This window comes from Bacillus cereus group sp. MYBK95-2, assembly GCF_051915225.1.
GTDB classification, from domain to species: Bacteria; Bacillota; Bacilli; order Bacillales; family Bacillaceae_G; genus Bacillus_A; species Bacillus_A cereus.
On sequence record NZ_JBQAEH010000003.1, the window covers coordinates 130368 to 157149 of the forward strand.

Below are 26782 nucleotides of genomic sequence, written 5' to 3' on the forward strand. Positions count from 1 at the left end.
CTTTAGTACCCTATTTTTAGGGGGTTAGGTATAAATGTTTATTATTTTTATACCAATTAACAGTTTTTATAATTCCTTCTTCAATATTAATTCTAGGTTCCCAGGAAAGAGAGTTTTTTATTTTTTGCACATCCGCTTCAGGAACCCATCTTTCATTTGTTCTAGAGGAAATTGCACCGTAATTTGGTCTGGAATTGGTTTTCAAATGTTTGAATAATAATTCTACATAATGTTTCAAGGGGTGAATAGTGCCGCTCCCAATATTAAAAATTTCATTTTGTACAGTAGTATTTTCTACTGCTAGGATACAGGCATCTATTACATTTTCTATATAACAATAATCTCTTAATTGATTACATAAAGTTAAATTTACATCTTTGTTTTGTAATACTCGCAAGATTATATAGCTAAAAATTTTATGCGGCTCTTCGCCTTCTCCGAATATGCCAAAAGGTCTTAATGTTATAAGATTAATATTGTTTTCGCTAGCAATTTGATGGGCGAGTATAGTAGCAGCAGCTTTGGTACTTCCATAGATATCCACAGGAGTTAGTAACATATTTTCATGAATAGGTTCCATCTTGTTACCGTATTCAGAACTACTCCCAAAATTGATGATTTTTTTACAATTCACCAATTTTGCTGCTTGAATAATGTTACAAGTCCCTATAACATTTGTTTCTATAGCATGGATGTAATCTGTATGGGCAGAATTTACACCATAGGCTGCCAGGTGAAAGATATAATCGGGATTAATTTTCTTTATTGCATCTTGTACTTGTTTTTTATCTCGTATATCTATTTCATAGGTTTCAATATATTTTAGAATATCCTTTAGTCTCCAAGAGTTTGATGGTGTTCTTATGAAAAGAACAATTTTTGCTTGTAAATTTAAAAGTCTTCGTGCCAAGTGAGAACCAATAAAACCGTATCCACCAGTAATAAGGAAAGTTTTATTTTTAAATGAAGCAATCATAGTGATAATCTATCCTTTATTAAGATGTATTTTTAGTTGCTGAAATAAATAGATTTATTTTTAAATAAGGAAAGTATCAGTCTTAATTGTGATGAGGGGAGGGGTATTTAAAATAATTTTTTATTGTTGTTGTATCAATTTGATCAGCAAATAAAGAGGAGGAAGGTTTTTGAAAAGTATTATGAAGGGTATGACATGTCTTATTCAATTGTTCAATATAAGGAATGTATATATAATCTAAAACTGCTGGAGGTAATTCTAAAGTTTCGTGTTTCCATAAATCGAACTCATTTGGATTAATAATTTGCATACTTCCAAAATGAAAAGCTATTAATTCATCTTGATCAATAAAAACTTTATTATCTGTTTTGGATATAGAACTGCTATTTAAAATGACATTCCAAGGTGCTGCATCAATACCTCTATGAGTCATGATTTTTATATTAGAAAAGATGTTAGGAATGTGATTTAAATATTTTTGATCACCCCATCTATCCATTTCAACATCATAATGATTATTACAATATTCTAGGCATTTATCTTTCCACCATGTTAAAATTTCTTTACTATTTTGATCGTTTTTGAAGCCTACTAAACCAGCTTGGTATATACCGTGTATGCTTTCAATTTCAGTAGAGCTTCTTTGAGGGCAAAGGAATACAGAGTATTTCCACCACTCATCAAGAATGATATTAGGTGCTGTAAAGAAATACATATCAGCATCACAATATATAATGTGATCAACTTCCGGATAAAGACTAAGGACATGTAGACATAGGGGCGCTTTTAATGTCCAACAATACTCTTGTAAACTTCTATCATTTTTTATACTGAGGAGTTCATGATTTTCAATTTCTTTTACCGGAATTAGTATGGCGTGCTTTAATTTTAATTTCTCTAATATTTGATAAGTTAGATCATCCATACAACAGATCCATACAGTAAATTTAGCGTTGAAATTTTCTAAGGAATAATAAGAGGTCAATCCTTGAATTAATCGTTCTTTACTTATAATCATGGAAAAGTTCATAAAATGATTGGATTGATTCATTTTTCTTCTTAATTGTGAATCTTTATATAAAGTTTGAGCTTTATTTATATCTTTTTTACTTAAAAATTGTTTAGTATCTTTATTGAATTTATCCTTTAATTGCTTTAAAACAAATTGAATTCTCTCTAAATACGGAGTGTAAATATGGTTTAATATATTATTGGGTATTGAAATTTCTCCCAAAGACCAAAGATCAAAATCATTTTCAGTAAAGATAGTAATACATGCAAAATGGTAAACAACTAGTTTGTCGTTTTCAATAAATATATCATTTTTAGTCTTGTCAATTTTATAATCGTTATTATATATACAGTTCCAAGGCGCAGCATTTATACCTAAGTTATTTGAAATTTTTACTTTTGGAAAATATATAGGGATATAATCTAAATACTTTTGGTCTCCAAATTTCCCCTCTTCAGCCTCGGCACTGCACCAATCTATACATTTATTTTTCCACCATCTTACACTTTTTAGTCCATAGAGATCATTCTTAAATCCAATTAGACCAGCCTGATATTTTCCGTACATTTTTTCTACCCAATCACGATCTCTTTGGGGGGTTAGGAAGATAGAATGGTCACCCCATTCCTCAAAAATAATATTAGGGTCAGAGAAAAAGCATAAATCACCATCACAATATAGAATAGATGGTAAATCATAATTGACCAATAAATATTCTATCAAGACAGATTTTAAAGTCCAACAATATTCATTTACTTTTCTTTTTCTCTTAATTGCTTTTAGTTCACGATCTTCTAATTCTTCAACTTGTAAAAGGTTTACATTAATTAAACTCATTTCTTTTAATAGTGAATATGCAAAAGGATCTATACAACAAATCCACAATGTGAATTTTTCTGAGTACTGCATTAATGATTGCTGTAAAGCAATAATTTTCAAGACATACTCACTACCTACAATGACGCAGAAATGATTATTTAGATCATGTTGTTGATTATAGAATTGGGGATTAATTCTTTTTTGAGTATTTTTTTTGGAGAGATTTGAAGCTTTAATTCCTGTTGAAAGTGGGTTAACTATTTTCTCATTAGAGGGGATGTACAATCGAGGTAAACTTATTTTTTTATCATTAGAGTTCAATGCTTATTCAGTCCTCTCCACTAAAATTTATTTGGATTCCAACTTTCATTTACAGTTTTTAAATCTTTAGGTGTATCGACACTAGCCCAAAAGTCATTGTGTTCATAGACGGCGAGCTCATTGTCTTTTATTAAATTTCGAAGAGGATCTTCTTCTAGAACACAATCATCATTATTACTTAAATAATTGAATATTTCTTTGTTAAATACAAAAAAACCGCCATTAATTACTTCATCAAGTAATGGTTTTTCTTTAAAATCAATAGCAATTCCATCTTCGACCGCCAATAGGCCGTATTGACTATTTTTTTTAATTCCAGTTAATGTAGCAATTTTTCCTTTTTCTTTATGGAATGCTATTAGTTGATCAATATCTATATTGGCTAATCCGTCACCATAAGTTAATAAAAAGGTTTCACCCTGTACAAAGGATTCAAGTTTTTTTAGTCTTGCCCCGGTCATTGTATCAATTCCTGTATCTATAAAGTGTATATTCCAATTTTCTAATTTCTGAAGTAGCGTATATTGACTGGTTTTAAAATTCAAACTAAAGTCATTCTCTTTCCAGCTAAAGTCCATAAAATATTCCTTAATTTTCTCACCTTTATATCCTAAGGGTAAAATGAAATCAGAATGTCCATATTTTCTATACCAATTCATTATATGCAAGAGGAGAGGCTTTCCTTGAACTCGAACTAATGGTTTGGGAATGTCCTCTAAAATTCCTTGCATCCGAAGCCCTTTTCCGCCACACAAAATTATGACTTTCATAGATTTATTTCCTTCCTCTCTATATATTTTACTAATTTAAACTATGTAGTTTGTTTGGTAAATGGATACACGGTTGTACCATAATGACAATCAACTAAAAAAAATATGTTAGATTTATAATTCAGATGCTGATTAAACGTGGAGAATACACACTGTAGTTTATCATGAATTATATGTAAATTAGGTTCTTTTAAAATCTATGCTGTAGTTTATTTAATATTAATGAAAGAAATTGCTTGTTCTTAAGATAAAAGAAGGGGAAGGAAATCAAGGGAATTGAAGAAGCTTATAATGAAATATCCAAGAAGACAAAATATAAGATAAAGTATGGAAGTAAGTAGTCGTGAATGCACTACATAAGCAGAATATGCTGATCGCATAAATGATTATACAGAAATCAATAGAAGAATAACAAAGGGAATTATCCATTTAAAGGAAAATGGAACAACTATTTTTACATTTTATAAATTCAAAAAAGAGCACCGCATAAAGGTGCTCTAGTGATGGAACTAATTTTGTAAAGAACTATTTATTCAATAAAGAAGGACTTACGAATTATTATATGAACGTTTTGTTAATTAAGTGTGTATCAATTAGACAGGAATTTTATTTTTCTACACCTATTTGATTTTACGGGCCAAATCATGTTAAAAGTAAGAAGAAAATTATTAAGTTAATGTTATTTTGTTTAAAATAACATCCCAATCGGAATCATCACCTTCCCATCTATCCTGATAACGTGGGAGTTCAATTGAACAAACCCTCGATATTCCCCAATTTTGTTCAACAATATTAGATATACCCTCCTTGAAATTAACAATAAGAATATTAAAATCCTTATTTGTAATTTCAGATAATACGTTTTGTAATTCAACCGCTTCATCTCGATTTCCCCAAATTCTAATGAATAAAATGGATTCACTACTATTTATTTTTTCAAGGAATCGATTAATTCTAGTGTCTAATTTAGCTTTAAAAGAAGGATAGGTTGATTTCAAATCCTTTTCGGAATTAATAGGAAAATCATGCATTGAAAAACAATTATAATAAGTGTCCTTTATACAGTAGGTAATTCGTTCTGCCCATTTAATTTGATTATCAAATTCTGATTCAATAAGACCGTAACTTTCTGAACCTTCTATAACCATATTTTCCAACTTCATGAATTTTTTAAATCGATTTTGAAGTAATCTGTTTACATCTGAAAGTGATGGATAATAAAACCAATCTAAAGGTCCAGAAAATGTTCTTAAATTGTGTCTTTTGATTTGGTTGGTGACTTGACACAATCCTCCTAAACTTACAATTACGCCATAGGATTTTTGTATATCTTCTAGGTTCATCCTCATCATCCTTTATAAAAGTAATTTAAATTATCTGTTCAGTATATGATGCAATAACATATTGATGTGGACCTATATATCACAGTACATAGAGCTAAGACATTTGTATAAATTTAAAAAGTCAAATACCTAAGTTGAGGGATTTCATCTTTGACGTTATATCATGGAGTTATTATTGGAATGAAAGCTGGTAGGGATATTGCGCCAGAGTTATATATTCTCCAGTAACTTAATTTAGAAACCTGTTCTTGATTACTGTAGTAAAATTGTTGTTCTTTTAAAAGAATCCTTAGATAAAAAAGAAAAATCTATTGGCTAGCATTTAACCAGTAGATTTTTCTTTTCATCTTCATAGTTTTTCTGCCTCTCTTAAAGTTATGATATATAATCTTTTAAAGACTGACACGGTGCATTTTTTTTCATAATGCACGCAAAAAAATCAGTTTAAGAATTATGTGAAATCGTGTCAAAAAATTAAAGGTAATTATATATGTATTTAAGATGATATCCATCTGCGTGTATTTTTTAAAATTTTTAGATAAATGCAATGATAATGGCTTCTTAAGAATTAATTTAGCACCTTGTTTATTTAGAAAAGCCATATAAACCATTTAGTTCATAGTAAAAGTAATATATTTAATATTAAATGTCTTGCATAATGCGATAAAATTTCACAATTTTTTATCAATATATACAGAAAAAGGTAACGAAACTTAAGCGATATTTAATACTTTTCATATTTGTGAAGTATGTGAATTTGTTTATTTTAACATCTAAGATGTTAGATGTTGTTTTTAAACATTACTTATCCGGATTCATGAAAAGTATTTTAATGCATTATTTTTATTTTATATAATAATATTTAGTTTTAATATTAAAACTAAAATATGGAAGTAACATAGGGGATTTACGCATATAGTAATGTTGATGGTAAAATTAACAAAATTTTCATTTAAATCAGATAAAACTATGATGTTTTTAACTTATAATCATGTTACTACGATGAAAAAATGGCTACTAATTAGTTAATTTAAAAATCAATTTTAGATAGGAAGAGGATAATGAAGACCAGAGATAGTTATAAAATTATTGTAATTGGTGCTGGGACAGCAGGACTATCTTCTACTGCACATTTATTACGAAATGTACCCCTATTGAAAGAAAGTATAGCAATTATTGATCCATCAAAAAAACATTACTTTCAGCCACTATGGAGTTTAGTGGGGGGAGGAATTGTTTCAAAGGAAAGTACGATGCGTAATCAGGAATCGCTTATTCCAAAAGGGGCAACGTGGATCCCTAAAAGTGTTGTTGAGTTATTTCCATCTGAAAATAAGATACTTTTAGATGACGGACTGCTACTTGAGTATGAAATTCTTATTGTAGCAGCTGGTATCCAAATAAATTGGGACAGTATTAAAGGCTTAAAAGAGTCTATTGGCACTAATGGGGTATGTAGCAATTATTCTTATACATATGTTGATTCTACTTGGAGAGAAATCGAAAAATTTAAAGGAGGAAATGCGCTTTTTACCCACCCTAATACTCCTATTAAATGCGGTGGTGCTCCACAAAAAATTATGTACTTAGCAGAGGAGTATTTTTGTAATAGTGGTGTAAGAAACAGAAGTAAAGTAATATTTTATTCTGCAAACAATAACATATTTCAGGTTCCACGATATGCAAATACTTTAGAACAAGTACTAGAAAGAAAGCAAATTATAACGAATTATAATAAAAATCTAGTGGAAATTATCGCCGAAAAGAGAGAGGCAATTTTTGAAGATACGCAAACACTAAAAAGAGAAACCGTACCATATAGTATGATACATGTTGTTCCGCCAATGGGGCCACCTAATTTTATTAAAGAGAGTGAGATAAGTGATCATCAGGGGTGGGTAGATATAAGCCCTTATACTTTGCAGCATGTGCAATATAAAAATATTTTTGGACTTGGAGATTGTACCAATTTACCTACCTCTAAAACTGGAGCAGCAATTCGAAAACAAATACCCGTCTTAAAACAAAATATTATGGACGTACTTAGCGGAAGAGATTTACAGGCTAAATATGATGGATATACATCATGTCCGATTGTTACAGGATATAAAAGTCTTATACTTGCTGAATTTAACTATGAACATGAGCCTCAAGAAACGTTTCCATTTAATCAAGCGAAAGAACGGTATAGTATGTTTTTACTTAAAAGATATATGTTGCCATATATGTATTGGAATTTAATGTTGAAAGGGATTCTATAGGAGAAGATAAAAAGTGGTTACAAAAATTGAAAATTAATTTGAAATAACTAATTGGAGGGAATAGCTATGCTTTTAAAATATTTTTATGATGAAAAATTAGCACATGCTTCCTATTTAGTCGGTTGTCAGAAAGAAGGCGTAGCAATCGTTATTGATCCTAGTCGCTATATAGAACAATATATAGAATTTGCTAAGAAAGAGGGGATGGAAGTAATTGCTGCGGCTGAGACTCATATTCATGCTGATTTTCTTTCTGGGTCTAGAGAACTTTCTAATCTTTACCATGCAAATTTATATGTATCTGATGAAGGAGATTGTGATTGGAAATATCAATATCTTAACGAAGGTCGATACAAATTGGTTAGAGAAGGCACAGAGTTTAAAGTAGGTCATATAAAATTTAATGTAATTCACACCCCAGGGCATACGCCTGAAAGTATTTCTTTTTTAGTAACTGATACAAGTCAAAATAATTATACGAATGATAAACCGATAGGAATATTCACAGGTGATTTTATATTTGTAGGAGATATAGGAAGACCGGATTTATTAGAAACTGCAGTCGGTATTAAAGATACTGCAAAAATAGGAGCGAAACAATTATTTGATTCTATACAAAAAATAAAAATACTTCCTGATTATTTGCAAATATGGCCATCACATGGTGCGGGAAGCGCATGTGGAAAAGCATTAGGAGCAATTCCAACTTCTACATTAGGTTATGAAAAGATGTTCAATTGGGCATTTCGGTGTAATGAAGAAAGTGATTTTATATCGACTTTATTGACGGCACAGCCAGAGCCTCCAAAGTATTTTTCATTAATGAAGAATTTAAATAAGTATGGTCCGCCAATTCGTAAGAAGAGAAAAAGTACTGCTATTAATACAGTAGAAGAACTTCAAGAAATTTTGAAGAGCGTTTATCAAATAGTTGATATAAGGGATGTAGAGAGTTTTGCTGCAGGTCATATCGAGAAGTCAATTAACATACCTTATAACAATTCTTTCACAACTTGGTGTGGATGGTTATTAGATTATAAAAAAGAAACTTTAATAATTCTAGATGAGGAAAAGGTTAAAGTAGAGGCAGTTATTAGAGAATTTGAATCTATTGGGTTAGATAATATTATTGCTTTTGCACCCTTAAAAGTAATACAAAGACTTGATAGATTTGAAAGTTACAAAGAAAAAACATCGATTGAATTATATCCGCATATAAAAGGTGGAAGCGTTAAGGTTATCGATGTGCGTAGTAAAAAAGAGTGGGAGGAAGGACACCTTCATGATGCAATACATATCACTTTAGGTAATCTATTTGAACAACTAGATTATATACCGAAAAATTTTCCAATAGTTTTGCAATGTCGAACCGGATTACGTTCCGCTATAGCAGCTAGTATTTTACAAAGAGCTGGTATAAAGGAAGTAGTGAATTTAAAGGGAGGATTTCTTGCATGGAAAGAAGAAGGGCTTCCTTATACAACATGCAATCTCAATGTGTAGGAAAATATTATATGCTAGGTAAGAATAATTAAAAGAAGTTATAGATGACGTGTTAGAAAAGGGAATCATAATTGTCGCAGATTCAGGAAATACATTAGGATTATTAATTGATTATCCAGTTAAATATGAAAATGTAATATTTGTTTTAGCATTAAATAATTTAACATTGGATCCATCTTTTATGGAATGGCAGTGTTGGAAGTACTTAGGTATTATCAATAAGAACCCAATTTAAAATTCTCTTGGATGCAAGAGAATTTTTTTATTGGGAATAGTAAGGGGGAGGGGAGGTGCATTACATATGGGAAAAGGTAGAAGTAATAATGCTGGTAAAAAGCAACCGAATTTTGATGATTCATCTAATTTTGCTAAACAAAGCCAGCCGACAGAAAAGAAGAAGAAATAAGAACAGGAGCTCTCTTGATAAAGGGAGCTCCTGTTAAAAGTGGACTGACGTTTCAGAATAACATATCGATGGATTAACCCAATAGCCATAAATACAAGGTTTTAATTTTTCGAAGGGCATCTAATTTAATATTATTGTCCCGCTTTTTTATACTTATTGACGCGTTAAATCCATTTAAAATGCTCCTTAATGGCGTTGGGCGTGATCTTCATTAAAATTTTTTAAACCTAATGGGACTTACCATTAAGAGGGCGAGGATTAAAGTAATCCATGCATTACTATATGAAAACAATGCCATACCAGCCAATGATAATCCTGCAGCTGGAATAGGTAATCCCTTAAAATATCCAATAGTTGGTTTAATACTAAATTTAGCTAATCTTAAAGCACCCATTGTTGGGAATAGGATAAATGCCAAAGAAGTTAAAATAGAAGGTGTTGCTATCGTATGAAATAAAAGCGCAGGAGCGACGCCGAAACTAACAATATCAGCTAAGGAATCCAATTCTACGCCAAACTCACTGTTCACTTTTAATTTTCTTGCAATTCTTCCATCAAGAAAATCTAAAACAGCTGAAAAGAAAATGAGAATGGAGGCTGCTCCTAAATATTCACTCATATTCAAGGTGATTGAGAAAACACCGCACAATAAATTTCCAATCGTAAATAAATTCGGTATAACTTTTACAAGCTGATTAAACAAGTTTGTTCCTCCTAAATTAATTAAACTTCACATTTCTGTAGCAATTTCTATATATTCTTCCGTTATTCTTAAAAATATATGACCACTGTATTACTGTAAGCTAATTAAATTTCGATAAGAGAAAAATTGATTTCTTAAATGTTCCACTGGTTTATAAAAATGTTTAATCATTTTCAGTACGCGTTATTGAATATTAGCACCTGATAGTTGATATTTCGAGTAGTCAGGGATTTTCCGGTTCTGGTGCAAAAAATTCAAGGTAATTAAAAATAATCTCTAAAAAGGAGACATAATGATATTATTATTATTTTAAAAAGGTTCGTGGTTGGTATCGAATATAAAAAAATAGAATTTTTATACAAAAATCACCCGAAAGGGTGCCTTTTGTACCTCTTAAAATGACTGAAGATGTGTTTACTTGAGTTCATTAGGTAGTTAGAGGTTGATAGACTATCTTTAACGAAAATGTTGAGTAGTTCATCTTCATTATATATCAATTTAATAATGATTGGGGATTTAGAAAGTTCCATGGAAAGTACATATCAACCTGATTGGAAGATTGGAAATTTAATAACTGGTGATACATGTTACTTAACGCAACATTTTGGTGCGCAAATGAAAATTTTTAAAGTCCACACAAATGGTACCCTAGAACGATTCCAAACAATAGAACCAGAATTAAAATAAAATTTTTGTAGCATCAATTAAATTCATTTCTTTTTATGCAAACACACTTTCAGCGGAACTAACTTCTTCACTATTTTGCGCTGGAAAGACTTTATAAAAAATGGTTACGTTTTCTGATCTTGAAATAACCCTCTCAAATTGCAATCCTGCTTTTTCCAAAAGCTTTACTGCATCAACAATAGAAGTAATTGCTACAAAAGTTTTTCAAATAAAATTTATAAAAGCTTGATAGGTAATACCAAGGGAAAAGACCGTAGCTACTATATGTGCAGTCCATTTAGGCATATTTAAATTTAATACGGTATTGTACAACATTCCATATACGATACAAATGATTAATATGAATGCAATGAATTGAAGAACTAATAAAAATAGAGGTTGTTCCATTTATTCTCACTTCCTTTATTTGATATATTAATATAATTTATTTAAATGTGAAAGTTTTATTTCTATGAATTTCCAAAAAATGTGATATGAAAGGCATAGTAGTAATCACAAGAATTACTGCAAAACTATAATGGAACTAAAAGTATTATGACGAGATCAGTAAAATAGTAAAGAAGGTCACCATTCACGGCGACCTTCTTTACTATGCGTTATACCCAAATAATTTTAAATCTTCTCCTGAATCTGAAATGATTTTCTCAAATCGTAATCCTACTTTTTCTAAAAGCTTTCCTGAGGCGATGTTATCTATAGAAGTAATTGCTACAATTCGTTTCATGTTGAGCTGTTGTACACCGTATTCGATTATCGCAGAAGCTGACTCGTAGCCGTATCCTTGTGAACGGAATGTCTCTAAAAAGGCAAATCCGATATCAACATCTTCTAATGAATCTCTTTTAATAAGGCCACACATACCAAGTGGAGTGAGATCTTCTTTTCGTTCTACTAAGTAAAGGCCAAATCCGAGTTTGTTATACATATCGATGGGACCGTTTACAATATAATTTTTTGCATCTTCTAAGTTTCTAACTCCTTTGTCACCGATAAACTGAATCCATGCAGGATCGTTTACTAACTCAAGAATAAAAGGAGCGTCTTTTATATCAAACCAACGAAGGTTAAGACGTTCGGTTTCAAGAACTATCAATTATTACACCACCTTTAAAAAGTTATAACAATTAGTATGGATTGTGTAAAACAAAAGTGCAACATATTTTAATGGAGCTTTGTTTGTTCACATAAAGTTCGTTTGTTTTGTATAGAGAGATATTTTATAATTAGGATTGATTGTAAAGAGTGAGATGCTTATACAATGACTCCTAGGTGACTAGGAGTTTTTACTATATAACTATCATTATTACTAAATATGACACACTACACATTCTACTCAAGGAGGTACATAATGAAGAAATTATATAATGCATCGTTTACGTATTTGATTATCGGTTTATTATCAGGGATTTTCGCTAGGGAGTATGGTAAGTATAAAGGGATTTTAGGATCTACTTTGTTAAATCTTTTGCATACACATACACTTGTACTTGGCTTTTTCTTCTTTTTAATTGCTTTAGGATTAGCAAAAGTATTCGCGTTTCATGAAGTGCAAGGGTTTAATAAGTGGTTTGTTTTACATAACATTGCATTAACATTAATGTTAGGTTCGCTAGCAGCGAGAGGGCTTCTTCAGTTAAATGGAGCTGACTTTAAAGGGTTAACTTATATTGTAGGATTTTCTCATTCGTTGATGGCAGTTACTTTAATTTGGTTTATGTTGTTAATAAAGAAATCGTTTAAAATGTAGTGGAAAAGAACTTGTAGCGTGTGCTGCAGGTTCTTTTTTGTATGTTTAGGTTTAAAAATCTCATTTTTCTAATTATTTTGTATAAAGATGGTATACTTGTTTTAAATTTAAAAAGGAGAGTTGATTATGGAAATAACAATTGAACATGTAGTAAATGAATTAAAAGGCATACTTCCTGAAGATCGAGTAGTAATAAATATGACAGTACGAGAGTTACATAGTAAAGATGAATCTTACCATGTTAGTAGTTTACCTGATGTAGTTGTTTTTCCAAAAACGACCGAAGAAGTTAGCGCGATAATGAAAATAGCGAGTCAGCACGAAACAGCTGTCGTTCCATTTGGAGTAGGGTCCAGTTTAGAGGGACATGTAATTCCTTACGAAAAAGGAATTACAATGGACTTTTCTCTTATGAACAAAATACTTGAAATAAGAGAAAAGGATTTTCTTGTGAGAGTACAGCCAGGGGTGACGCGCTCTCAGCTTAATAAAGAATTGAAAAAGTATGGATTATTTTTTAGTGTAGACCCAGGAGCTGATGCAACGTTAGGAGGAATGGCTGCTACAAATGCGAGCGGAACGACAGCGGTAAAGTATGGGGTAATGCGTGATCAAGTCCGAGATTTAGAAGTCGTTCTTGCTGATGGAGAAGTAATACATACCGGGAATTTAGCGGCGAAGTCATCATCAGGTTATCATTTAAATGGTATTTTCGTAGGCTCAGAAGGAACACTTGGATGTTTCACGGAGTTAACTTTAAAAGTATACGGTATACCAGAACATGTTATGGCTGCGAGGGCATCGTTTCCAACTATAAATGATGCAGTAGAAGCTGTAATTAACATATTACAGGCAGGTATTCCAATCGCGAGAATTGAACTCGTTGATGAATTATCTATGAAACAAGTAAATCATTACAATGAAACAAGTTACAGAGAAGAACCGACACTGTTTTTAGAGTTTCACGGTAATGAAGCAGGGTTAAAGCAAGATATTGAATTTACGAAAGAAATCGTTCTTGATCATAAATGTATAGAAATTGCATTTGAGATGGAAACAGCAGCGAGAAATAAACTGTGGGATGCAAGACATAACTTAGCGTACTCTTACGTGCATAGTTATCCTGGTAAAAAGCTAATGAGTACAGACGTATGTGTGCCAATTTCGGAATTAGCTGGAGCGATTCAACATGCGAAAGAGGTATTAGATAAAGTAGGGCTTATTGGCGGTATTCTAGGTCATGTTGGAGATGGGAATTTCCATGTACTCTTAATGATTGACACAAATGATAAAGAGGAAGTAAAGAAGGCAGACGAAATAAACGAAAGTATCGTTTTGTATGCTCTTAAACGAGGAGGAACGTGTACAGGAGAACATGGCGTTGGAATCGGAAAACGAAAGTATCAAGAAGAAGAACATGGGGCGGCATTATTTGTAATGGAGAAAATAAAGAAAGCTCTTGATCCGCAAAATATTTTGAATCCGAATAAGGTGTTTCAATTAAAAGATAGGGGCTGAGTGGATGAAAGTACTAGAAGCGATAAGTAATATAGCTGGAAAGTATTTTGCATTTTGGACCGGCTGCTGCACTCCCAAGTGTATTAGCGGCAGTATGGCATAACATTGCAGGGCCAATATTAGCAACCATCTGGTCAAAAAATGCAAAGAATACTTTCAGCGATGAAAATGTATTAATAAATATAGAAAAATAGGAATGATAAATAATGCAAAAACGTATTGTACATTTTGAAGGAATGGTTGTATTTTTAGCCACGATTTATATGTATTCAATATATGAGTTTAGTTGGATTATATTTTTTGTATTCCTTTTAGCGCCGGATTTCTCCATGTTAGCGTATGGGATCAATAATCACGTTGGTGCGAAAATATATAACGTATGTCATACATATATCATATCCATATTAATTGTTCTAATAGGTGTCTATTTTAAGATAGATACCGTTATAATGATTGGCTTAATATGGACAGCACATATTGGAATGGATCGAATGTTTGGATATGGATTGAAATATGAGACGGATTTTAAGGATACTCATATTCAGAGGTTATAGTTGCTTTTGAGGAGAGGGATACTTTGAAACAGAGAATTACTATCGAAGGGTATAACATCCAATGGGAAAGTGAATTTAATAAGCTACACACTTTCATTAACGATGTAATGGAAGACCGCATTTTATCCATTGAACATGTTGGGAGTACATCTATTAAAGGACTTGTAGCAAAACCAATATTAGATATTGATATCGTAATAGAAGATTATGAAATCTTTCCTGAAGTAGTAACAAAGTTTGAAGCGATAGGATACTATCATCAGTTAGAATGGAGCTTTAAAGGAAGAGAGGCGTTTGGAAGAAAGGATACGTTCGTTCCATGGAACGAGGGAAATACAGTTTGGATGGAACATCATTTATAGGTGTGTGATAAAAATAGTGAAGAATTGAGAAGGCATATAGCGTTTCAAGATTACCTTCGTGAACATACTGAAGTAGCTAATGAGTATGGAAACTTGAAGGAAGAGTTAGCAAGAGAGTCGAAAAATCGATCTAGTTATATTGAGGGTAAGACCGTATTTATTACAAATATATTAGAAAAAATAAACTAAGGTAGCATGGAATACATGCTGCTTATTGTTTTGAAATAGAAAGCTGCCATTATAAAACAAATACAAACTGGCCCTGTTGATTGATGCGGTTACTAAATATAATAGGAAATAAAATAGAAAAGAGCGGAAAAGAGGGAGCTTATGTACATACCAAAATATTTCGTAATACAAGATGAAGAGATGAAGTACGAAATAATGGAACAAAATAGCTTTGGGACATTATTTTCTCAACATAACGGAGAACCATATGCAACGCACTTGCCGTTGTTATTAAATAGGGAGACCCTTACTTTACATGGTCACTTCGCACGGCCGAATGAACAGTGGAAAGATATTGGGACTCAGCAAGTACTAGCTATATTTCAAGGACCACATAGTTACATCTCTCCGTTATGGTATGAAACAAACAATGCAGTACCAACATGGAATTACGTTGCAGTGCATGTATATGGTGAATTAGAAATTGTTGAGGATGAGAAGACATTAGTAGATTCTCTTCAAGATTTAGTAAATAAATATGAAGATCCAGAGAGCACCTACTCACTTAATGATGTAGATCCAAATTATATGGGAGGATTAAGTAAGGGAATAGTTGGATTCAAAATAAAGATAAATAAAATAGAAGGAAAAGCGAAGTTAAGTCAAAATCATTCTGTAGAGAGACGGAATTTAGTTGTGGAGAAACTTGAGAAAGTTGGTAGTGAGGAGAGTAAGAGGATTGCGGAGTTGATGAGAAAATAAAGCCTACATGAAAGGGAAATATTCTAAATAAGCGTATTTAAAAAGACCTTCTTAATTGAAGGTCTTTCATTTTTTAAAGTGCTTTTTCAGTTGTTGTTGAGTTGTAGTCTTTACTTACGTCAATAGATTGAACAAGGTCAGGTCTTTGTGGTGCAGGGGTGTCCCCAATGTTTAATGCTACATATCCTAACTGTGTTTTCGGTGTTTCTGAGGTGAAGCTTAACCCAAGAGTTGTGATGCTAATAACAGCTAAGCCAATGATGCTCAATTTAATCTTTTTCATTATATCAAAGCTCCCTTTTCTTCATGTTTTTTTCTTGCTTGATTGGCCATGTAAAAGTATTGACTAGCTTTTATATGGTCTTCTTTTTCATAAAACATATTTGCTAGAACATCAGTGTACTCTTGTATACATTCCCAAAGGTTTTCTGTTTTAAAGTAAGAAATTCCTTCCAAAATTATCATTTCTAAATCATTTATAGAAGTTTTATTATTTAGTTCTCTTAAAATCATGAAACGATATTGAAACTCTTTGTTTTCTAGTTTATTTGAGATGTTTAATCCTTTTTTTATAAGTTCTTTAGCCTGGGTATATTCTCCAAGCTTGTAGTATTCACGTGCTTCAACAAAAAGTGCTTTAAAGTGATTTGGTTGCTTAGTTGTAACCTCTGAAATATGACGCATTGCTAACTCTGAAAGGTTTTGACTTGCATATAGCCAAGCTAAATTATGTCGTACTCTTAATGATAAAGTCTCCTCTGAATACTTCTGTAGAATATTTAATGCTGAATCAAGTCTAATTTCAGCTTGTTCAAACTGTTTTAAATCAATACAAGATAAACCAAAGATGTTATCACACAAAGCAACATTAATTTCACAGTTTATATGTTTTGAAAAAATCGCTTTAGCTTCATTTGCAGATTGGATTGCTACTAGTGGTTGATATGTTTGATAATAATAGGCAGCTAAGCGGTAGTTAAATTCAGCATTCTCTAGTTCGTCAGATACGTGTATTAGCAGCTTTTTAGCGTTCTCGAAAAGGTGTTTTGCTGCATTGTAGTTTCCAATAATTGTATTGTGAATAGCCTTAAAAAAATGATAATAATAAGAAAATAGCCCATTCTCTGGAAGTGGGAAAGAATCAATTTTATTAAAATCATCTTTATTAATATTTAAACCATCTGTTAAGATTTTGTATCTGAAATTAAAAAGTGAATAATACAATTGTAGGTTTGTATCTTCTTCTGAATTAGAGATGGTATTTTCAATATCTTTTTTTATTTTTGTTGCATGGGTAGTTTGATGCTGTAACATAGCTCTATACCAGTCATTAAATAATTTTGTAATTTGTTCATTACCTTGTAGTTGAACGTTCATGAAATCCCCTCACTTTTTGAATATTCTTATAAAATATAGTATCAAAAATAAAAATATTTAGAAATGATGTTTTATATTTCTCAATATTTGTTTAACAAGCTTACGAGTAAGTCTATTGGAATAGTGTAGAATTTGTTTTGAACTAAAGAAATGGCATCGGGGGATGTGCATTTTAAAGTTTTAGTTGAGTGGGGGGATATAAAAAAGGTGCGTTCACACAATTTATATGAACGCATCTTTTTACATATTAAACAATCAAGTGCCACAAAAAGTACGATAAGGGCGATTCGTCGGTGCAGGTGGAATGCAGTATTCTTCTTGATCTGTAGAATACGCATAAGGGTTTGATAAAGCTTCAAGAAGTTTCTCCATTACGCTATAGTCGTCATTTGTAACAGCTGCTTCTAATGCTTCTTCTACACGGTGGTTCCTCGGGATGATTGATGGGTTATTATTTTTCATCATCTCGTAGGCGTTTTCTTTCGATTGTTCTTGTCTGTCTAATCGAGATTGCCACAGTTTGTACCATTCTTTAAATTCAGGACTTTCAAATAGAGCTGTATTTTCGATAGCATCAAGAGTTAATGAACGGAATGTATTTGTGTAATCCGCTTTATATTTCTCCATCATTTTTAAAAGTTGCTCAATAAGTGAGTGATCTTGTTCTTCGTTGCTAAATAGTCCTAATTTCTTTTTCATTCCAAGGAACCACTGTTTTTCATACTGTACGCTAAATTTCGAAATTTCGTCTTGAGCGATTTTTAATGCTTCTTCTTCATCTTCGTGCAGAATTGGTATTAAAGATTCAGCTAGTCGTGCGAGATCCCATGCGGCCATATATGGTTGATTTCCATATGCATAACGACCTTGTGTGTCAATAGAGCTAAATACAGTTCCTTGGTCGTAATTGTCCATAAATGCACAAGGACCGTAATCAATTGTTTCGCCACTGATCGTTATATTGTCAGTGTTCATTACGCCGTGAATAAATCCAACAAGTTGCCATTTTGCGATAAGACTGGCTTGTCTTTTAATGACTTCTTGTAGTAATGCAGTATATTGGTTTTCATGAGATTCAATTTCTGGGTAATGCCTTTTTATCGTATAGTCAGCTAGTGATTTCAGGTCCTCTATTGAACCACGAGCTGCAGCATATTGAAATGTACCGACGCGAATATGGCTACTAGCTACTCTAGTTAAAATTGCTCCAGGTAACTTTGTTTCACGATAGGTTGGTTCACCGGTTGTGACAACTGCTAAACTGCGGGTAGTTGGAATATCGAGTGCATACATTGCTTCGCTAATAATATATTCACGTAGCATCGGACCGAGTGCAGCACGGCCATCTCCTCGGCGTGAATAGGGAGTAGGGCCAGAACCTTTCAGTTGAATATCGAAACGCTCACCTGAAGGAGTAATTTGTTCGCCAATTAAAAGAGCACGACCGTCGCCTAACATATTAAAATGTCCGAATTGATGGCCAGCATATGCTTGAGCTAATGGATGAGCTCCTTCTGGGAGTGCATTACCAGCGAAAATAGCAATTTCAGCTTCCTTTTTCAGTTCTTCAGGGGTCAAGCCAAGAGATATCGCTAATGAATGGTTTAGTTTAACTAACTCCGGTGAGCTTACGGGAGTAGGGGGGATTTCTGTATAAAATGATTGTGGTAAAGTCGTATAACTATTATCTAAATTCCAACCTGTTTCATTATTTTTAGTCATTGTATCTCCTCCTTTTTGTATTTTAAGTTATGTATTTGTACGTATGTATTCTTTGTAAAGTTAACTAAAAGTATAATATAATATTTCCCCTTGCAATCTATTGTAAGGACTTCATTGCACTATGTCTATTTAACAGCAAATTTAAAACCTCCATTTTAAGAAAATGGAGGTTTTATTATTATTTAATTTTTACAATTATTTTTCCTTTTGCTCTTCCAGACTCTGAATATTCCATTGCTTTTTGCGCATCTTCAAAAGGGAAAACTCGATCGATTACCGGTTTAATTTTTCCGGCTTCAATATAGTTTGCAATAGTACGTAATTGATCCCCGCTTGGCTTCATAAATAAAAATGAATATTGAGCATTATGCTTTTTTTCAAGTGCAGTAAGTTTTTTGCTGGCTAATGAAAATAAGAGAGTTTTAAAGAATCCTGAACCAAATTCTTTACCGAAGCGAGCATTCGGCATACCTGAAACGGAAACAATGTTTCCTCCGCTTTTTATAATATTGAATGATTTTTCAAGTGTTGCACCGCCGATTGTATCAAATACCGCATCATAATTTTTTAGTATATCTTCAAATTTTTCTGTTTTGTAATTAATAATTTCATCTGCGCCAAGAGACGTTACTAAATTTGCACCAGTTTCACTAGCAGTCGTTGTGACAGTAGCACCCATTATTTTTGCTAACTGAATAGCGAAAGTACCAACACCACCGGATCCAGCGTGAATTAAAATCTTTTGTCCTTTTTGTAATTGCATGATGTCATGTAAAGCTTGATAGGAAGTTAAGCCAACGAGTGGAATCGAAGCCGCTTCCTCAAAACTTAGATTTTTTGGTTTTAAAGCAATATCATCTTCATGAATGGCTATATACTCCGCGAAAGTACCAATCTTATTTTTTCTTGGACGAGCATATATTTCATCACCGACTTTAAAACGAGTCACTTTTGATCCAACCTTCGTGATGACACCGGAAAAGTCATTCCCAAGGATTAGAGGCATTTCATATTTCAGTAACATTTTAACTTTTCCATCACGTATTTTAAAATCAATTGGGTTAATACTAGCTGCATGAATTTCTGCGAGCACTTCATACTCATTAATTTCAGGAGTAGGTACCTCTGCCATACGCATTGGGACTTTTCCATATCTATCAATTATCATTGCTTTCATATCTTATACCTCCAAGTTTTAATAAAAGTTTTGCAATAGCTTCTCAATATCTAATACAAGATTTTTTAATAAACCTAATTTTGTACGTATATCAATATAATAAAAATTCTTTGTACCTTCTTTTCTCATTAAAATAATGCCAGCTTCTCGTAAAATCTTAAGGTGATGTGATACTGCTGGACGGGAAAGGTGTGTTTGCTTCGTGATTTCTCCTACACGTAATCCTGTTTGACATTCCGTTTCCATTAGCACTAATAAAATAGCTTGACGCGTTTCATCACCAATTGCCAATAATACTTTTTGAGAATCAATAAAATCTTTCTTTATAATATTTAATTGTTCTTGTTTATTCATTTCAATCACTTTGCCTCCAGGTAATTAGTCGAAAGGTTTAAGATGATGAACCATTACTTCGATACGGTAATGCTACATGATTGTTGTATGAGGTGCAATATTGAGAAAGAAAATCGAGACGAATGAATTTTTTATTGTTGAAAATTATAGGGAGATAGAAAAGGGATTGGAAGGACTACATAACACAATAGATGAGGTTTTAAAAACAAAAAATGATGTAACAATAAAATAAGCGGTCGTAACCTTGTATAATCCATAAGGTTACGACCGCTTATAATGTTTGTATTATTTTTGAATTTTACGATAGAACATGGTTCAACGTAAAGTACGTTCTTTTGTTTTACACTTTCATACAGACACAATTCAGGTGGATTATAGATGTATGAAAAGGTAAAAGGAATTTTGGGGCGTAATCTATCTATATGATAATTTAAAATGAAATATAAGTCTATATTTTAATGTTTTTTTTGATTATATTTATGTCACTGAGCTCAGAACAATGATTTGGAGGGGAAATATATGAAATCGAATTATGTACCAGTTTTAATTGTTGGAGGGGGATTATCTGGGTTAGCGTCTGCGTTATTTCTTGCAAAACATAACATTGAGTACTTACTTATTGAAAGGCATCCGTCTACTGCCATTCATCCGAAAGCAGGCGGTCTTACTTTACGTACAATGGAGTTATTTCGAGAATTAGGCTTGGAAAAAAGAATTAAATTGGCAGGTAAAGCATTAGAGAACTGCCGAGGAAGAATAGCGGTTCATACAATAGCTGAGGCGAATAAAGAAGAATTGGAACAAATGAGAGCGACACAATACGGAAACGATGAAGAGTTACTTCAAAAAATAGAAAAGATTAGTCCATCAAAACAAACTGCATGTTATCAAATTATTTTAGAAGAGATGATGTTACAAGAAGCGAAAACATTAGGCGGGCAACTATCTTTTTATCATGAATTAGTTTCATTTGAACAAAATGAAAACGGGGTAAAAGCAAAGATTCGAAATCGTGAAACAGAAAAAGAAAGTGTCATACATTGTGACTATGTAATTGCAGCAGATGGAGCGAAAAGTAAAATACGTGAGCAGTTAGGGATTAAAACTGAGGGGCGTGGAACCATTGGTGGCTATTATATGAATATTTATTTTGAAGCAGACTTAAGTGAGTTTATACAAGGAGACGCATTCGGTTTTTCTATGGTACTTCATCCACAGGTTCTTGGTGCACTGATCCCAGTAGATAACGTAAAAAAATGGATTTACCATGTAGCCTACGATCCATTAAAAGGAGAGGGACCAGAGGATTTCACGATGGAACGTTGTAAACAAATTATTGAAATAGCAATTGGAAGTACAAATGTTGAGTCAGAAATATTAAGTGTTTTACCGTGGGAAGCGGCCGAAAGTACAGCAATGAAATTTCAAGGAAATCGAGTCTTTCTAGTTGGAGATTCAGCACATATTATGCCGCCAACAGGCGGATTTGGTTCAAATACAGGAATACAAGATGCGCATAACTTAGCTTGGAAATTAGCGGCTGTTATAAAAGGGAAGGCAAAACCAAAATTGTTAGAAACATATCATGAAGAGAGACACTCTGTTGCAAAATTAACGACAGCTTATGCAAGTAGTTTACTGTTTCGTGCTGCGAATAGAGAGGAAGGCAGTTTGAATAATATGGATGGTTTAGCTGTTACAGTTGGATATCAGTATTGTTCAGAGGCAATTATAGATGATTCAGTCACTCCGCATAGAATGGATAGCATAGAGTTGAACGGAAGACCTGGAACGCGCGCGCCACATTTATGGGGAACGTATGAAGGGAAGAAAGTTTCTACATTAGACTTATTCGGTAACAGTTTTGTATTACTTACAGGAGTAGAAAATAGTTCTTGGGCTGAGGCAGCACATGCTGTTTCAGCTAAATTAGGAATAAATATAAAAGGGTATCGTGTTGGCTTAAGTGGAGACTTTGTTGTTCCAGAAGATATTTTTAGCAAATTATATGGTATAGAGAATGGAGGTGCTGTATTAATTAGACCAGATGGCTTTATCGGATGGCGTTCGGAAAAAACGGTAGTAAATCCAGATATAGTATTGGAAGAGGTAATGAGAAATTTATTATGTGATTTTTAAGTAACTACAGAAATATTGTTTTATGTGCTTCACTCTACTGAAAAAAATATTCACAAATTTCAATAGGTTTGATATGATTAAATTCGACAAGTTAATAGAGGCCGGAGATATTTGAGAAAAGCCATAAATTTATTTAGGGACACAGGAGTGTAGCCTAAATAATTTATGGCTTTTTTTATTGAATGAACCGTACAAAATAGGGAGTTACATGTGAAAAGGAGGGCTATAGGAATTAAATAGGATAATACTAGTTTTCTATATTAATAATATAGAGAAAGTATATTTGTAAGATTGGAATTTTAATATAGGTTTATAAAAATATTGAAAGTGTGTCTTCTATTTCGTGTAAATCTCATTAGCTTGTTGAAATTTGCAACGTAGGAAGGGTTAGAAGGATGAGAAAGATTATTAGCGTTTTAGTTATTTTCTTTATGACGGGGAGCATTTTTGCTGGGGGAGCTGTTCATGCGAAAGCAGAAGGAAAGCATGAATGGAATACGAATAAGTTTTTAAATATTGCACATCGCGGAGCAAGTGGACATGCACCTGAGCACACTTTTGCTTCTTATGATTTAGTGAAAAAAATGAAAGCGGATTATTTAGAGTTAGATATTCAATTAACAAAGGATGGCCAATTAATTGCAATGCATGATACAGCGGTTGATCGCACTACAAATGGAACAGGCGAAGTACGTGATAAAACGTTAAGCGAAATAAAGAGTTTAGATGCAGGATCATGGTTTAATAAAGCGTATCCAGAAAAGGCTAAGCATGAGTATGTTGGGCAAAAAGTTCCAACTCTTGAAGAAATTTTTCAAAAGTATGGAAGAAGTATGAAGTATTATATTGAAACAAAATCACCAGATGTGTATCCAGGAATGGAAGAGAAATTGTTGGCGTTGTTACAAAAATATAATTTAGTAGGTCAAAACATGTCTTCTAGCCGTGTTATGATTCAATCATTTAGTAAAGATAGTTTGAAAAAGATTCATAGTATGAATGAAAATATTCCATTAGTTCAATTGCTTTGGTATTATCCAAATGAAAACAATGAAATTGTTGAATGGTCTGGCATTACACAGGAACCGAAAAGTGTAACAAATGATGATTTTCAAGAAATTAAAAAGTATGCAGCTGGTATTGGACCAAACTTACGTAATGATAACGGGGAACTAATTATTGATGAGTCCTATATGAAAATGGCTAGGAAAAATGGACTGTTAATTCACCCTTATACAATTAATGAGAAACCAGATATGAGACTGTTAATCAAATGGGGTGCTACAGGAATGTTTACAAATTATCCGGATCGATTACATAGTGTATTGAAGGAAAAATAAGTGGAACAGGGTATACCAGTGTTTTAGGTATACCCTTTTTAATCTAACTCTCCGATAAACAGAATCTCTTTTTCATAGCATTCATCTGCATCATAAATAATTTCTTGAAAGTGAAGCGCTTTGAAGGAATGACAAACTGACATTTCCCATGTCTCCCAAAAATCAATTTCATTTGAAAGAAGAATCCATTTTTGAAATTCACTATCTCTATTAAAGAAATTATGAAAGTAGTCCTCATTTTTAAATATAATGATTTGCGAATCCCAAAAATTATTTATAGAAATCAAAACAACAACTCGATATGTATGTGTATCCCTAGGTTTTATATTTATTAAATGATTTGCTTGATTTAATAAGGTTTGAATACATAATCGTTTTACTTTTCTAGCCGTTTTACAAGAATCGATAAAAGCTTGAGAAACTGGCAATAGCATATTCCAATATTCATCGTTATAGAAAGTAGAAGGGAACGGTTTTGTATGTTCCTCAATTCGCTTTATCATAGTGTTTGTTTTTCGTTTCATACCACGTATTTTCTTTTCACGCATTGTGAGTCATCTCCATAAATTTTTGTAATGCAGCAGAGTGATATATATCTTTTCTAGTAATAAAAGTAGTAGGAACTTTTTTGAAGCTATTTGGCAAAGGGTTGAATGATATGTCATGTTGATGACCATTTAAAATAGACTTCATCATAATTGCTATGCCTATACCTGATTTTACACATGCGAGAATCGCTTCAATTGTTCCAAACTCTAATACTCGCTTAGGTGAAATTCCTTCTTCTTGAAGCCAATCTTCTAATAAATTTCTATAATAGCAACCATGACTAAATGCAAGTAAATTCATGTCTCCTATGTCTTTAAAGGAAGATAAAGGCTTTTTGCTAATGAGAACTAATTCTTCTTCACGAAATATATTTGTATGAAGTTCAGCATGCTGAGTAGAGCCAGCTATAAACGCTCCGTCCAGTTTTCGTTCTAGTACAAGCCTAATCAATTGTTCCGTCGTATTTGATTCTAAAATCAATTCGACTTTTGAGTATTTCTCATAATAGGCCGTTAATATAGATGGAAGTCTTACAGCGGTTGTAGATTCTGTACATCCAATTTTTAAAGTGCCTCTTGGTTCGATCCCATTACTTTGAACTGCTTTAACAGATTGATCCATTAAGTAGATAATTTGTTTGGCGTATGTTAATAAAATCTCACCGTTAGAAGTTAAAGTTACACCTTTTCCGTTTCGGTAAAATAAAGGCACACCTAATTCGTTTTCTAGTTGTTTCATACGCATTGTTACGCCAGACTGTACATAGTTTAAATTTTTAGCTGCGTGAGATATGTTTTTTTCTTTCGCAACTTCGTAAAATACAGTTAAATCTTTTATATCCAAGTATCATCCCTCCAGAAAAGGTATCATTTTTTTTGATGAATTACATGATAAATCTTTATTTTATATGATATCAGAACTTTCATACAATGGAAGGGGATGGAGGGATTATTGTGTTAATGGAAGAAAGGGTGAATAGTACTTATAAGTGGGTTATGTTAATTTTTGCGACGGTTGCTCAAACAACAGCGACACTTATAACGTATGGTGTTGGAGCGTTTGCTTTATTTTGGAAAGAAGAATATACACTTACGAATACGGAGATTGGATTGTTAGTAAGTGTTGTAAATATAGGACCGCTATTTTGTATGCTTTTTGTCGGGCGGCTACTTGATCAATACAATGAAAAGTTGTTAATTTCGATAAGTTCATTTTTACTAGGAGGTTCGTTTTTACTGACTAATATGGTCAATGGATTTAATGGGTTACTCTTTGTACTTTTATTAGTAGGAACGTTTTATAGTGTTTCGCAGCCAGGAGGAAGTAAGGTGATAATGAAGTGGTTCTCAAAAGAAAATCGCGGGTTAGCGATGGGGATTAGACAAGCCGGTATACCGATTGGTGGTACATTAGCGGGAGTATTGATCCCGTTTCTTACAATAAAATATAATATGGCCTATGCGGTAAATAGTATTGCATGTATTTGTATAATTGGAGGGTTTTTATTTTTTATATTTTATAAGGAACCATATATTCAAGAGAAAGTTAAACAAGAACGTAGTAAACTTTCTTTTTGGATGCAGTTAAAAGAAGTGATGTGTAAAAAAGAGTTATATGCAATTTATATAACTGGCATTTGTATGATTTCATTGCAAATGGTGTTAGTTGCGCACTTTATAAAATTTTTAGTATTGGAACAATCAATCACGCCAATTTTAGCTGGAAAAGTATTTTCCGTTATGTTCTTTTCTGGAATGGTTGGTAGGGTTATATTAGCAGCTACTAGTGATTTATTTTATAAGGGGAATAGGCGTACCCTCTTATTTATAACTGTTTGTATTTCTATTTTCTTCATTCTAATATTAGTAATGAGCATACATACAATAACGAATGTATTGTATGGTGTAAGTGCATTGTTAGGGTTCTTTGCAATTGGATGGTTTAGCCTTTTCATAACTGAAGTTGCGGAATCAGCAAGTGAAGAATCGGTAGGGATGACAGTGAGTTTTGCACTTACATTAAATCAAATTGCCATTATTGCTGCGCCTGCTTTATTTGGTTATATTGTAGATAAGAAGGGATATACGTATGCGTGGTTATGCATAGTTGTATTACTAACTATTTCAGCGGTTAGCTTATATAGGGAGTATAGAAAATGAAGGAATGTTAGCAATGTAAATTTTTTATGAAGAAAGTCTAAAGAAATGTTGAA

At 32.5% G+C, this 26782-nt stretch carries 25 protein-coding genes and 2 pseudogenes; 13 read left to right on the forward strand and 14 right to left on the reverse strand.

What is annotated here, in order from left to right; all coding sequences use genetic code 11:
• Positions 1–16 precede the first annotated feature (16 nt).
• From ACTFN4_RS12030 to ACTFN4_RS12045, 4 genes are all read right to left on the reverse strand, one after another.
• The gene (locus tag ACTFN4_RS12030) at positions 17–976 is read right to left on the reverse strand and encodes an NAD-dependent epimerase/dehydratase family protein (protein WP_000561952.1); all 960 of its coding nucleotides are present in this window, start codon (positions 974–976) and stop codon (positions 17–19) included.
• Between the two features lie 82 nt (positions 977–1058).
• The gene (locus ACTFN4_RS12035; RefSeq protein WP_001087527.1) at positions 1059–3128 is read right to left on the reverse strand and encodes a glycosyl transferase; all 2070 of its coding nucleotides are present in this window, start codon (positions 3126–3128) and stop codon (positions 1059–1061) included.
• Positions 3129–3148: 20 nt separating this feature from the next.
• The gene (locus ACTFN4_RS12040; RefSeq protein ID WP_000864434.1) at positions 3149–3898 is read right to left on the reverse strand and encodes a sugar phosphate nucleotidyltransferase; all 750 of its coding nucleotides are present in this window, start codon (positions 3896–3898) and stop codon (positions 3149–3151) included.
• Between the two features lie 668 nt (positions 3899–4566).
• Positions 4567–5241, reverse strand: coding sequence for a papain-like cysteine peptidase (locus ACTFN4_RS12045; protein WP_439962343.1), 675 nt, complete (start codon positions 5239–5241; stop codon positions 4567–4569).
• Between the two features lie 1061 nt (positions 5242–6302).
• Here ACTFN4_RS12045 and ACTFN4_RS12050 point away from each other — a divergent pair.
• The gene (locus ACTFN4_RS12050; protein WP_000857313.1) at positions 6303–7502 is read left to right on the forward strand and encodes an FAD/NAD(P)-binding oxidoreductase; all 1200 of its coding nucleotides are present in this window, start codon (positions 6303–6305) and stop codon (positions 7500–7502) included.
• A 66-nt stretch (positions 7503–7568) separates the two neighbouring features.
• Positions 7569–9005, forward strand: a complete 1437-nt coding sequence (locus tag ACTFN4_RS12055) for an MBL fold metallo-hydrolase (protein ID WP_000925318.1) — start codon at positions 7569–7571, stop codon at positions 9003–9005.
• A 617-nt stretch (positions 9006–9622) separates the two neighbouring features.
• On the opposite strand, the gene pssA is transcribed toward ACTFN4_RS12055, so the two are convergent.
• Positions 9623–10114, reverse strand: a complete 492-nt coding sequence (gene pssA / locus ACTFN4_RS12060; RefSeq protein ID WP_000483080.1) for a CDP-diacylglycerol--serine O-phosphatidyltransferase — start codon at positions 10112–10114, stop codon at positions 9623–9625.
• 504 nt (positions 10115–10618) lie between these two features.
• Between pssA and ACTFN4_RS12065 the strand changes: the two genes are divergently transcribed.
• Positions 10619–10801, forward strand: a complete 183-nt coding sequence (locus ACTFN4_RS12065; protein WP_002041581.1) for a DUF5065 family protein — start codon at positions 10619–10621, stop codon at positions 10799–10801.
• 204 nt (positions 10802–11005) lie between these two features.
• Here ACTFN4_RS12065 and ACTFN4_RS12070 read toward each other — a convergent pair whose 3' ends face one another.
• Together ACTFN4_RS12070 and ACTFN4_RS12075 are read right to left on the reverse strand one after the other, a co-directional pair.
• A complete protein-coding gene (locus ACTFN4_RS12070) occupies positions 11006–11188 on the reverse strand; it encodes a hypothetical protein (protein WP_000437513.1) in 183 nt (60 codons plus the stop codon).
• A gap of 202 nt (positions 11189–11390) precedes the next feature.
• Positions 11391–11894: a GNAT family N-acetyltransferase gene (locus ACTFN4_RS12075; RefSeq protein WP_439962344.1), complete on the reverse strand. Its 504-nt coding sequence runs from the start codon at positions 11892–11894 to the stop codon at positions 11391–11393.
• A 255-nt stretch (positions 11895–12149) separates the two neighbouring features.
• Here ACTFN4_RS12075 and ACTFN4_RS12080 point away from each other — a divergent pair, with 255 nt between their 5' ends.
• From ACTFN4_RS12080 to ACTFN4_RS12105, 6 genes and pseudogenes are all read left to right on the forward strand, one after another.
• Positions 12150–12548 (forward strand): DUF2871 family protein, encoded by a 399-nt coding sequence (locus ACTFN4_RS12080; protein WP_000737896.1) that lies wholly within the window; start codon positions 12150–12152, stop codon positions 12546–12548.
• 126 nt (positions 12549–12674) lie between these two features.
• Complete coding sequence (locus tag ACTFN4_RS12085) at positions 12675–14066, forward strand: FAD-binding oxidoreductase (protein ID WP_439962345.1); 1392 nt, start codon at positions 12675–12677, stop codon at positions 14064–14066.
• Positions 14067–14116: 50 nt separating this feature from the next.
• Positions 14117–14260: pseudogene (locus ACTFN4_RS12090) on the forward strand (bile acid:sodium symporter family protein); the annotation flags it as partial.
• 12 nt (positions 14261–14272) lie between these two features.
• Positions 14273–14620, forward strand: a complete 348-nt coding sequence (locus ACTFN4_RS12095; RefSeq protein WP_001172061.1) for a DUF4260 domain-containing protein — start codon at positions 14273–14275, stop codon at positions 14618–14620.
• Between the two features lie 23 nt (positions 14621–14643).
• Positions 14644–15171: pseudogene (locus ACTFN4_RS12100) on the forward strand (GrpB family protein).
• Positions 15172–15312: 141 nt separating this feature from the next.
• Positions 15313–15912 carry an FMN-binding negative transcriptional regulator gene (locus ACTFN4_RS12105; protein ID WP_000275841.1) on the forward strand — a complete coding sequence of 200 codons (600 nt, stop codon included), beginning with the start codon at positions 15313–15315 and terminating at the stop codon, positions 15910–15912.
• 73 nt (positions 15913–15985) lie between these two features.
• Here the strand turns inward: ACTFN4_RS12105 and ACTFN4_RS12110 are convergent, their stop codons facing one another.
• The 5 genes from ACTFN4_RS12110 to ACTFN4_RS12130 form a co-directional block, all read right to left on the reverse strand.
• Positions 15986–16195, reverse strand: coding sequence for a hypothetical protein (locus ACTFN4_RS12110; RefSeq protein WP_000721430.1), 210 nt, complete (start codon positions 16193–16195; stop codon positions 15986–15988).
• A complete protein-coding gene (locus tag ACTFN4_RS12115) occupies positions 16195–17289 on the reverse strand; it encodes a hypothetical protein (RefSeq protein WP_016125000.1) in 1095 nt (364 codons plus the stop codon). The genes ACTFN4_RS12110 and ACTFN4_RS12115 overlap by 1 nt, the downstream gene beginning before the upstream one ends.
• Positions 17290–17544: 255 nt before the next feature.
• The gene (locus ACTFN4_RS12120; RefSeq protein WP_000164915.1) at positions 17545–19011 is read right to left on the reverse strand and encodes a protein adenylyltransferase SelO; all 1467 of its coding nucleotides are present in this window, start codon (positions 19009–19011) and stop codon (positions 17545–17547) included.
• A gap of 178 nt (positions 19012–19189) precedes the next feature.
• On the reverse strand, positions 19190–20188 hold the full coding sequence (locus ACTFN4_RS12125; RefSeq protein WP_439962346.1) for an NADP-dependent oxidoreductase: 999 nt from the start codon (positions 20186–20188) through the stop codon (positions 19190–19192).
• An 18-nt stretch (positions 20189–20206) separates the two neighbouring features.
• Positions 20207–20551, reverse strand: coding sequence for an ArsR/SmtB family transcription factor (locus ACTFN4_RS12130; RefSeq protein ID WP_000571870.1), 345 nt, complete (start codon positions 20549–20551; stop codon positions 20207–20209).
• Between the two features lie 91 nt (positions 20552–20642).
• Here ACTFN4_RS12130 and ACTFN4_RS12135 point away from each other — a divergent pair, with 91 nt between their 5' ends.
• The 3 genes from ACTFN4_RS12135 (at position 20643) to ACTFN4_RS12145 (ending at position 24021) form a co-directional block, all read left to right on the forward strand.
• Positions 20643–20774 (forward strand): hypothetical protein, encoded by a 132-nt coding sequence (locus ACTFN4_RS12135; protein WP_001227549.1) that lies wholly within the window; start codon positions 20643–20645, stop codon positions 20772–20774.
• Between the two features lie 287 nt (positions 20775–21061).
• A complete protein-coding gene (locus tag ACTFN4_RS12140; protein WP_439962347.1) occupies positions 21062–22681 on the forward strand; it encodes an FAD-dependent oxidoreductase in 1620 nt (539 codons plus the stop codon).
• A 395-nt stretch (positions 22682–23076) separates the two neighbouring features.
• On the forward strand, positions 23077–24021 hold the full coding sequence (locus tag ACTFN4_RS12145) for a glycerophosphodiester phosphodiesterase (protein ID WP_001226333.1): 945 nt from the start codon (positions 23077–23079) through the stop codon (positions 24019–24021).
• 38 nt (positions 24022–24059) lie between these two features.
• On the opposite strand, the gene ACTFN4_RS12150 is transcribed toward ACTFN4_RS12145, so the two are convergent.
• Both ACTFN4_RS12150 and ACTFN4_RS12155 read right to left on the reverse strand, forming a co-directional pair.
• Positions 24060–24569: a DUF3916 domain-containing protein gene (locus tag ACTFN4_RS12150; RefSeq protein WP_439962348.1), complete on the reverse strand. Its 510-nt coding sequence runs from the start codon at positions 24567–24569 to the stop codon at positions 24060–24062.
• The gene (locus tag ACTFN4_RS12155) at positions 24562–25413 is read right to left on the reverse strand and encodes a LysR family transcriptional regulator (protein ID WP_000351689.1); all 852 of its coding nucleotides are present in this window, start codon (positions 25411–25413) and stop codon (positions 24562–24564) included. Before ACTFN4_RS12155 ends, ACTFN4_RS12150 begins: the two co-directional genes overlap by 8 nt.
• A gap of 86 nt (positions 25414–25499) precedes the next feature.
• Here ACTFN4_RS12155 and ACTFN4_RS12160 point away from each other — a divergent pair, with 86 nt between their 5' ends.
• Positions 25500–26729: an MFS transporter gene (locus tag ACTFN4_RS12160; RefSeq protein WP_142384899.1), complete on the forward strand. Its 1230-nt coding sequence runs from the start codon at positions 25500–25502 to the stop codon at positions 26727–26729.
• The last annotated feature ends 53 nt before the right edge of the window (positions 26730–26782 follow it).

Coding starts and splice junctions, on each gene's coding strand:
- ACTFN4_RS12030 (WP_000561952.1), bottom strand. CDS start 976: ATGATTGCTTCATTTAAAAATAAAACTTTCCTTATTACTGGTGGATAC.
- ACTFN4_RS12040 (WP_000864434.1), bottom strand. CDS start 3,898: ATGAAAGTCATAATTTTGTGTGGCGGAAAAGGGCTTCGGATGCAAGGA.
- ACTFN4_RS12045 (WP_439962343.1), bottom strand. CDS start 5,241: ATGAACCTAGAAGATATACAAAAATCCTATGGCGTAATTGTAAGTTTA.
- ACTFN4_RS12050 (WP_000857313.1), top strand. CDS start 6,303: ATGAAGACCAGAGATAGTTATAAAATTATTGTAATTGGTGCTGGGACA.
- ACTFN4_RS12055 (WP_000925318.1), top strand. CDS start 7,569: ATGCTTTTAAAATATTTTTATGATGAAAAATTAGCACATGCTTCCTAT.
- ACTFN4_RS12065 (WP_002041581.1), top strand. CDS start 10,619: ATGATTGGGGATTTAGAAAGTTCCATGGAAAGTACATATCAACCTGAT.
- ACTFN4_RS12070 (WP_000437513.1), bottom strand. CDS start 11,188: ATGGAACAACCTCTATTTTTATTAGTTCTTCAATTCATTGCATTCATA.
- ACTFN4_RS12080 (WP_000737896.1), top strand. CDS start 12,150: ATGAAGAAATTATATAATGCATCGTTTACGTATTTGATTATCGGTTTA.
- ACTFN4_RS12085 (WP_439962345.1), top strand. CDS start 12,675: ATGGAAATAACAATTGAACATGTAGTAAATGAATTAAAAGGCATACTT.
- ACTFN4_RS12095 (WP_001172061.1), top strand. CDS start 14,273: ATGCAAAAACGTATTGTACATTTTGAAGGAATGGTTGTATTTTTAGCC.
- ACTFN4_RS12105 (WP_000275841.1), top strand. CDS start 15,313: ATGTACATACCAAAATATTTCGTAATACAAGATGAAGAGATGAAGTAC.
- ACTFN4_RS12110 (WP_000721430.1), bottom strand. CDS start 16,195: ATGAAAAAGATTAAATTGAGCATCATTGGCTTAGCTGTTATTAGCATC.
- ACTFN4_RS12115 (WP_016125000.1), bottom strand. CDS start 17,289: ATGAACGTTCAACTACAAGGTAATGAACAAATTACAAAATTATTTAAT.
- ACTFN4_RS12120 (WP_000164915.1), bottom strand. CDS start 19,011: ATGACTAAAAATAATGAAACAGGTTGGAATTTAGATAATAGTTATACG.
- ACTFN4_RS12125 (WP_439962346.1), bottom strand. CDS start 20,188: ATGAAAGCAATGATAATTGATAGATATGGAAAAGTCCCAATGCGTATG.
- ACTFN4_RS12140 (WP_439962347.1), top strand. CDS start 21,062: ATGAAATCGAATTATGTACCAGTTTTAATTGTTGGAGGGGGATTATCT.
- ACTFN4_RS12145 (WP_001226333.1), top strand. CDS start 23,077: ATGAGAAAGATTATTAGCGTTTTAGTTATTTTCTTTATGACGGGGAGC.
- ACTFN4_RS12150 (WP_439962348.1), bottom strand. CDS start 24,569: ATGCGTGAAAAGAAAATACGTGGTATGAAACGAAAAACAAACACTATG.
- ACTFN4_RS12160 (WP_142384899.1), top strand. CDS start 25,500: ATGGAAGGGGATGGAGGGATTATTGTGTTAATGGAAGAAAGGGTGAAT.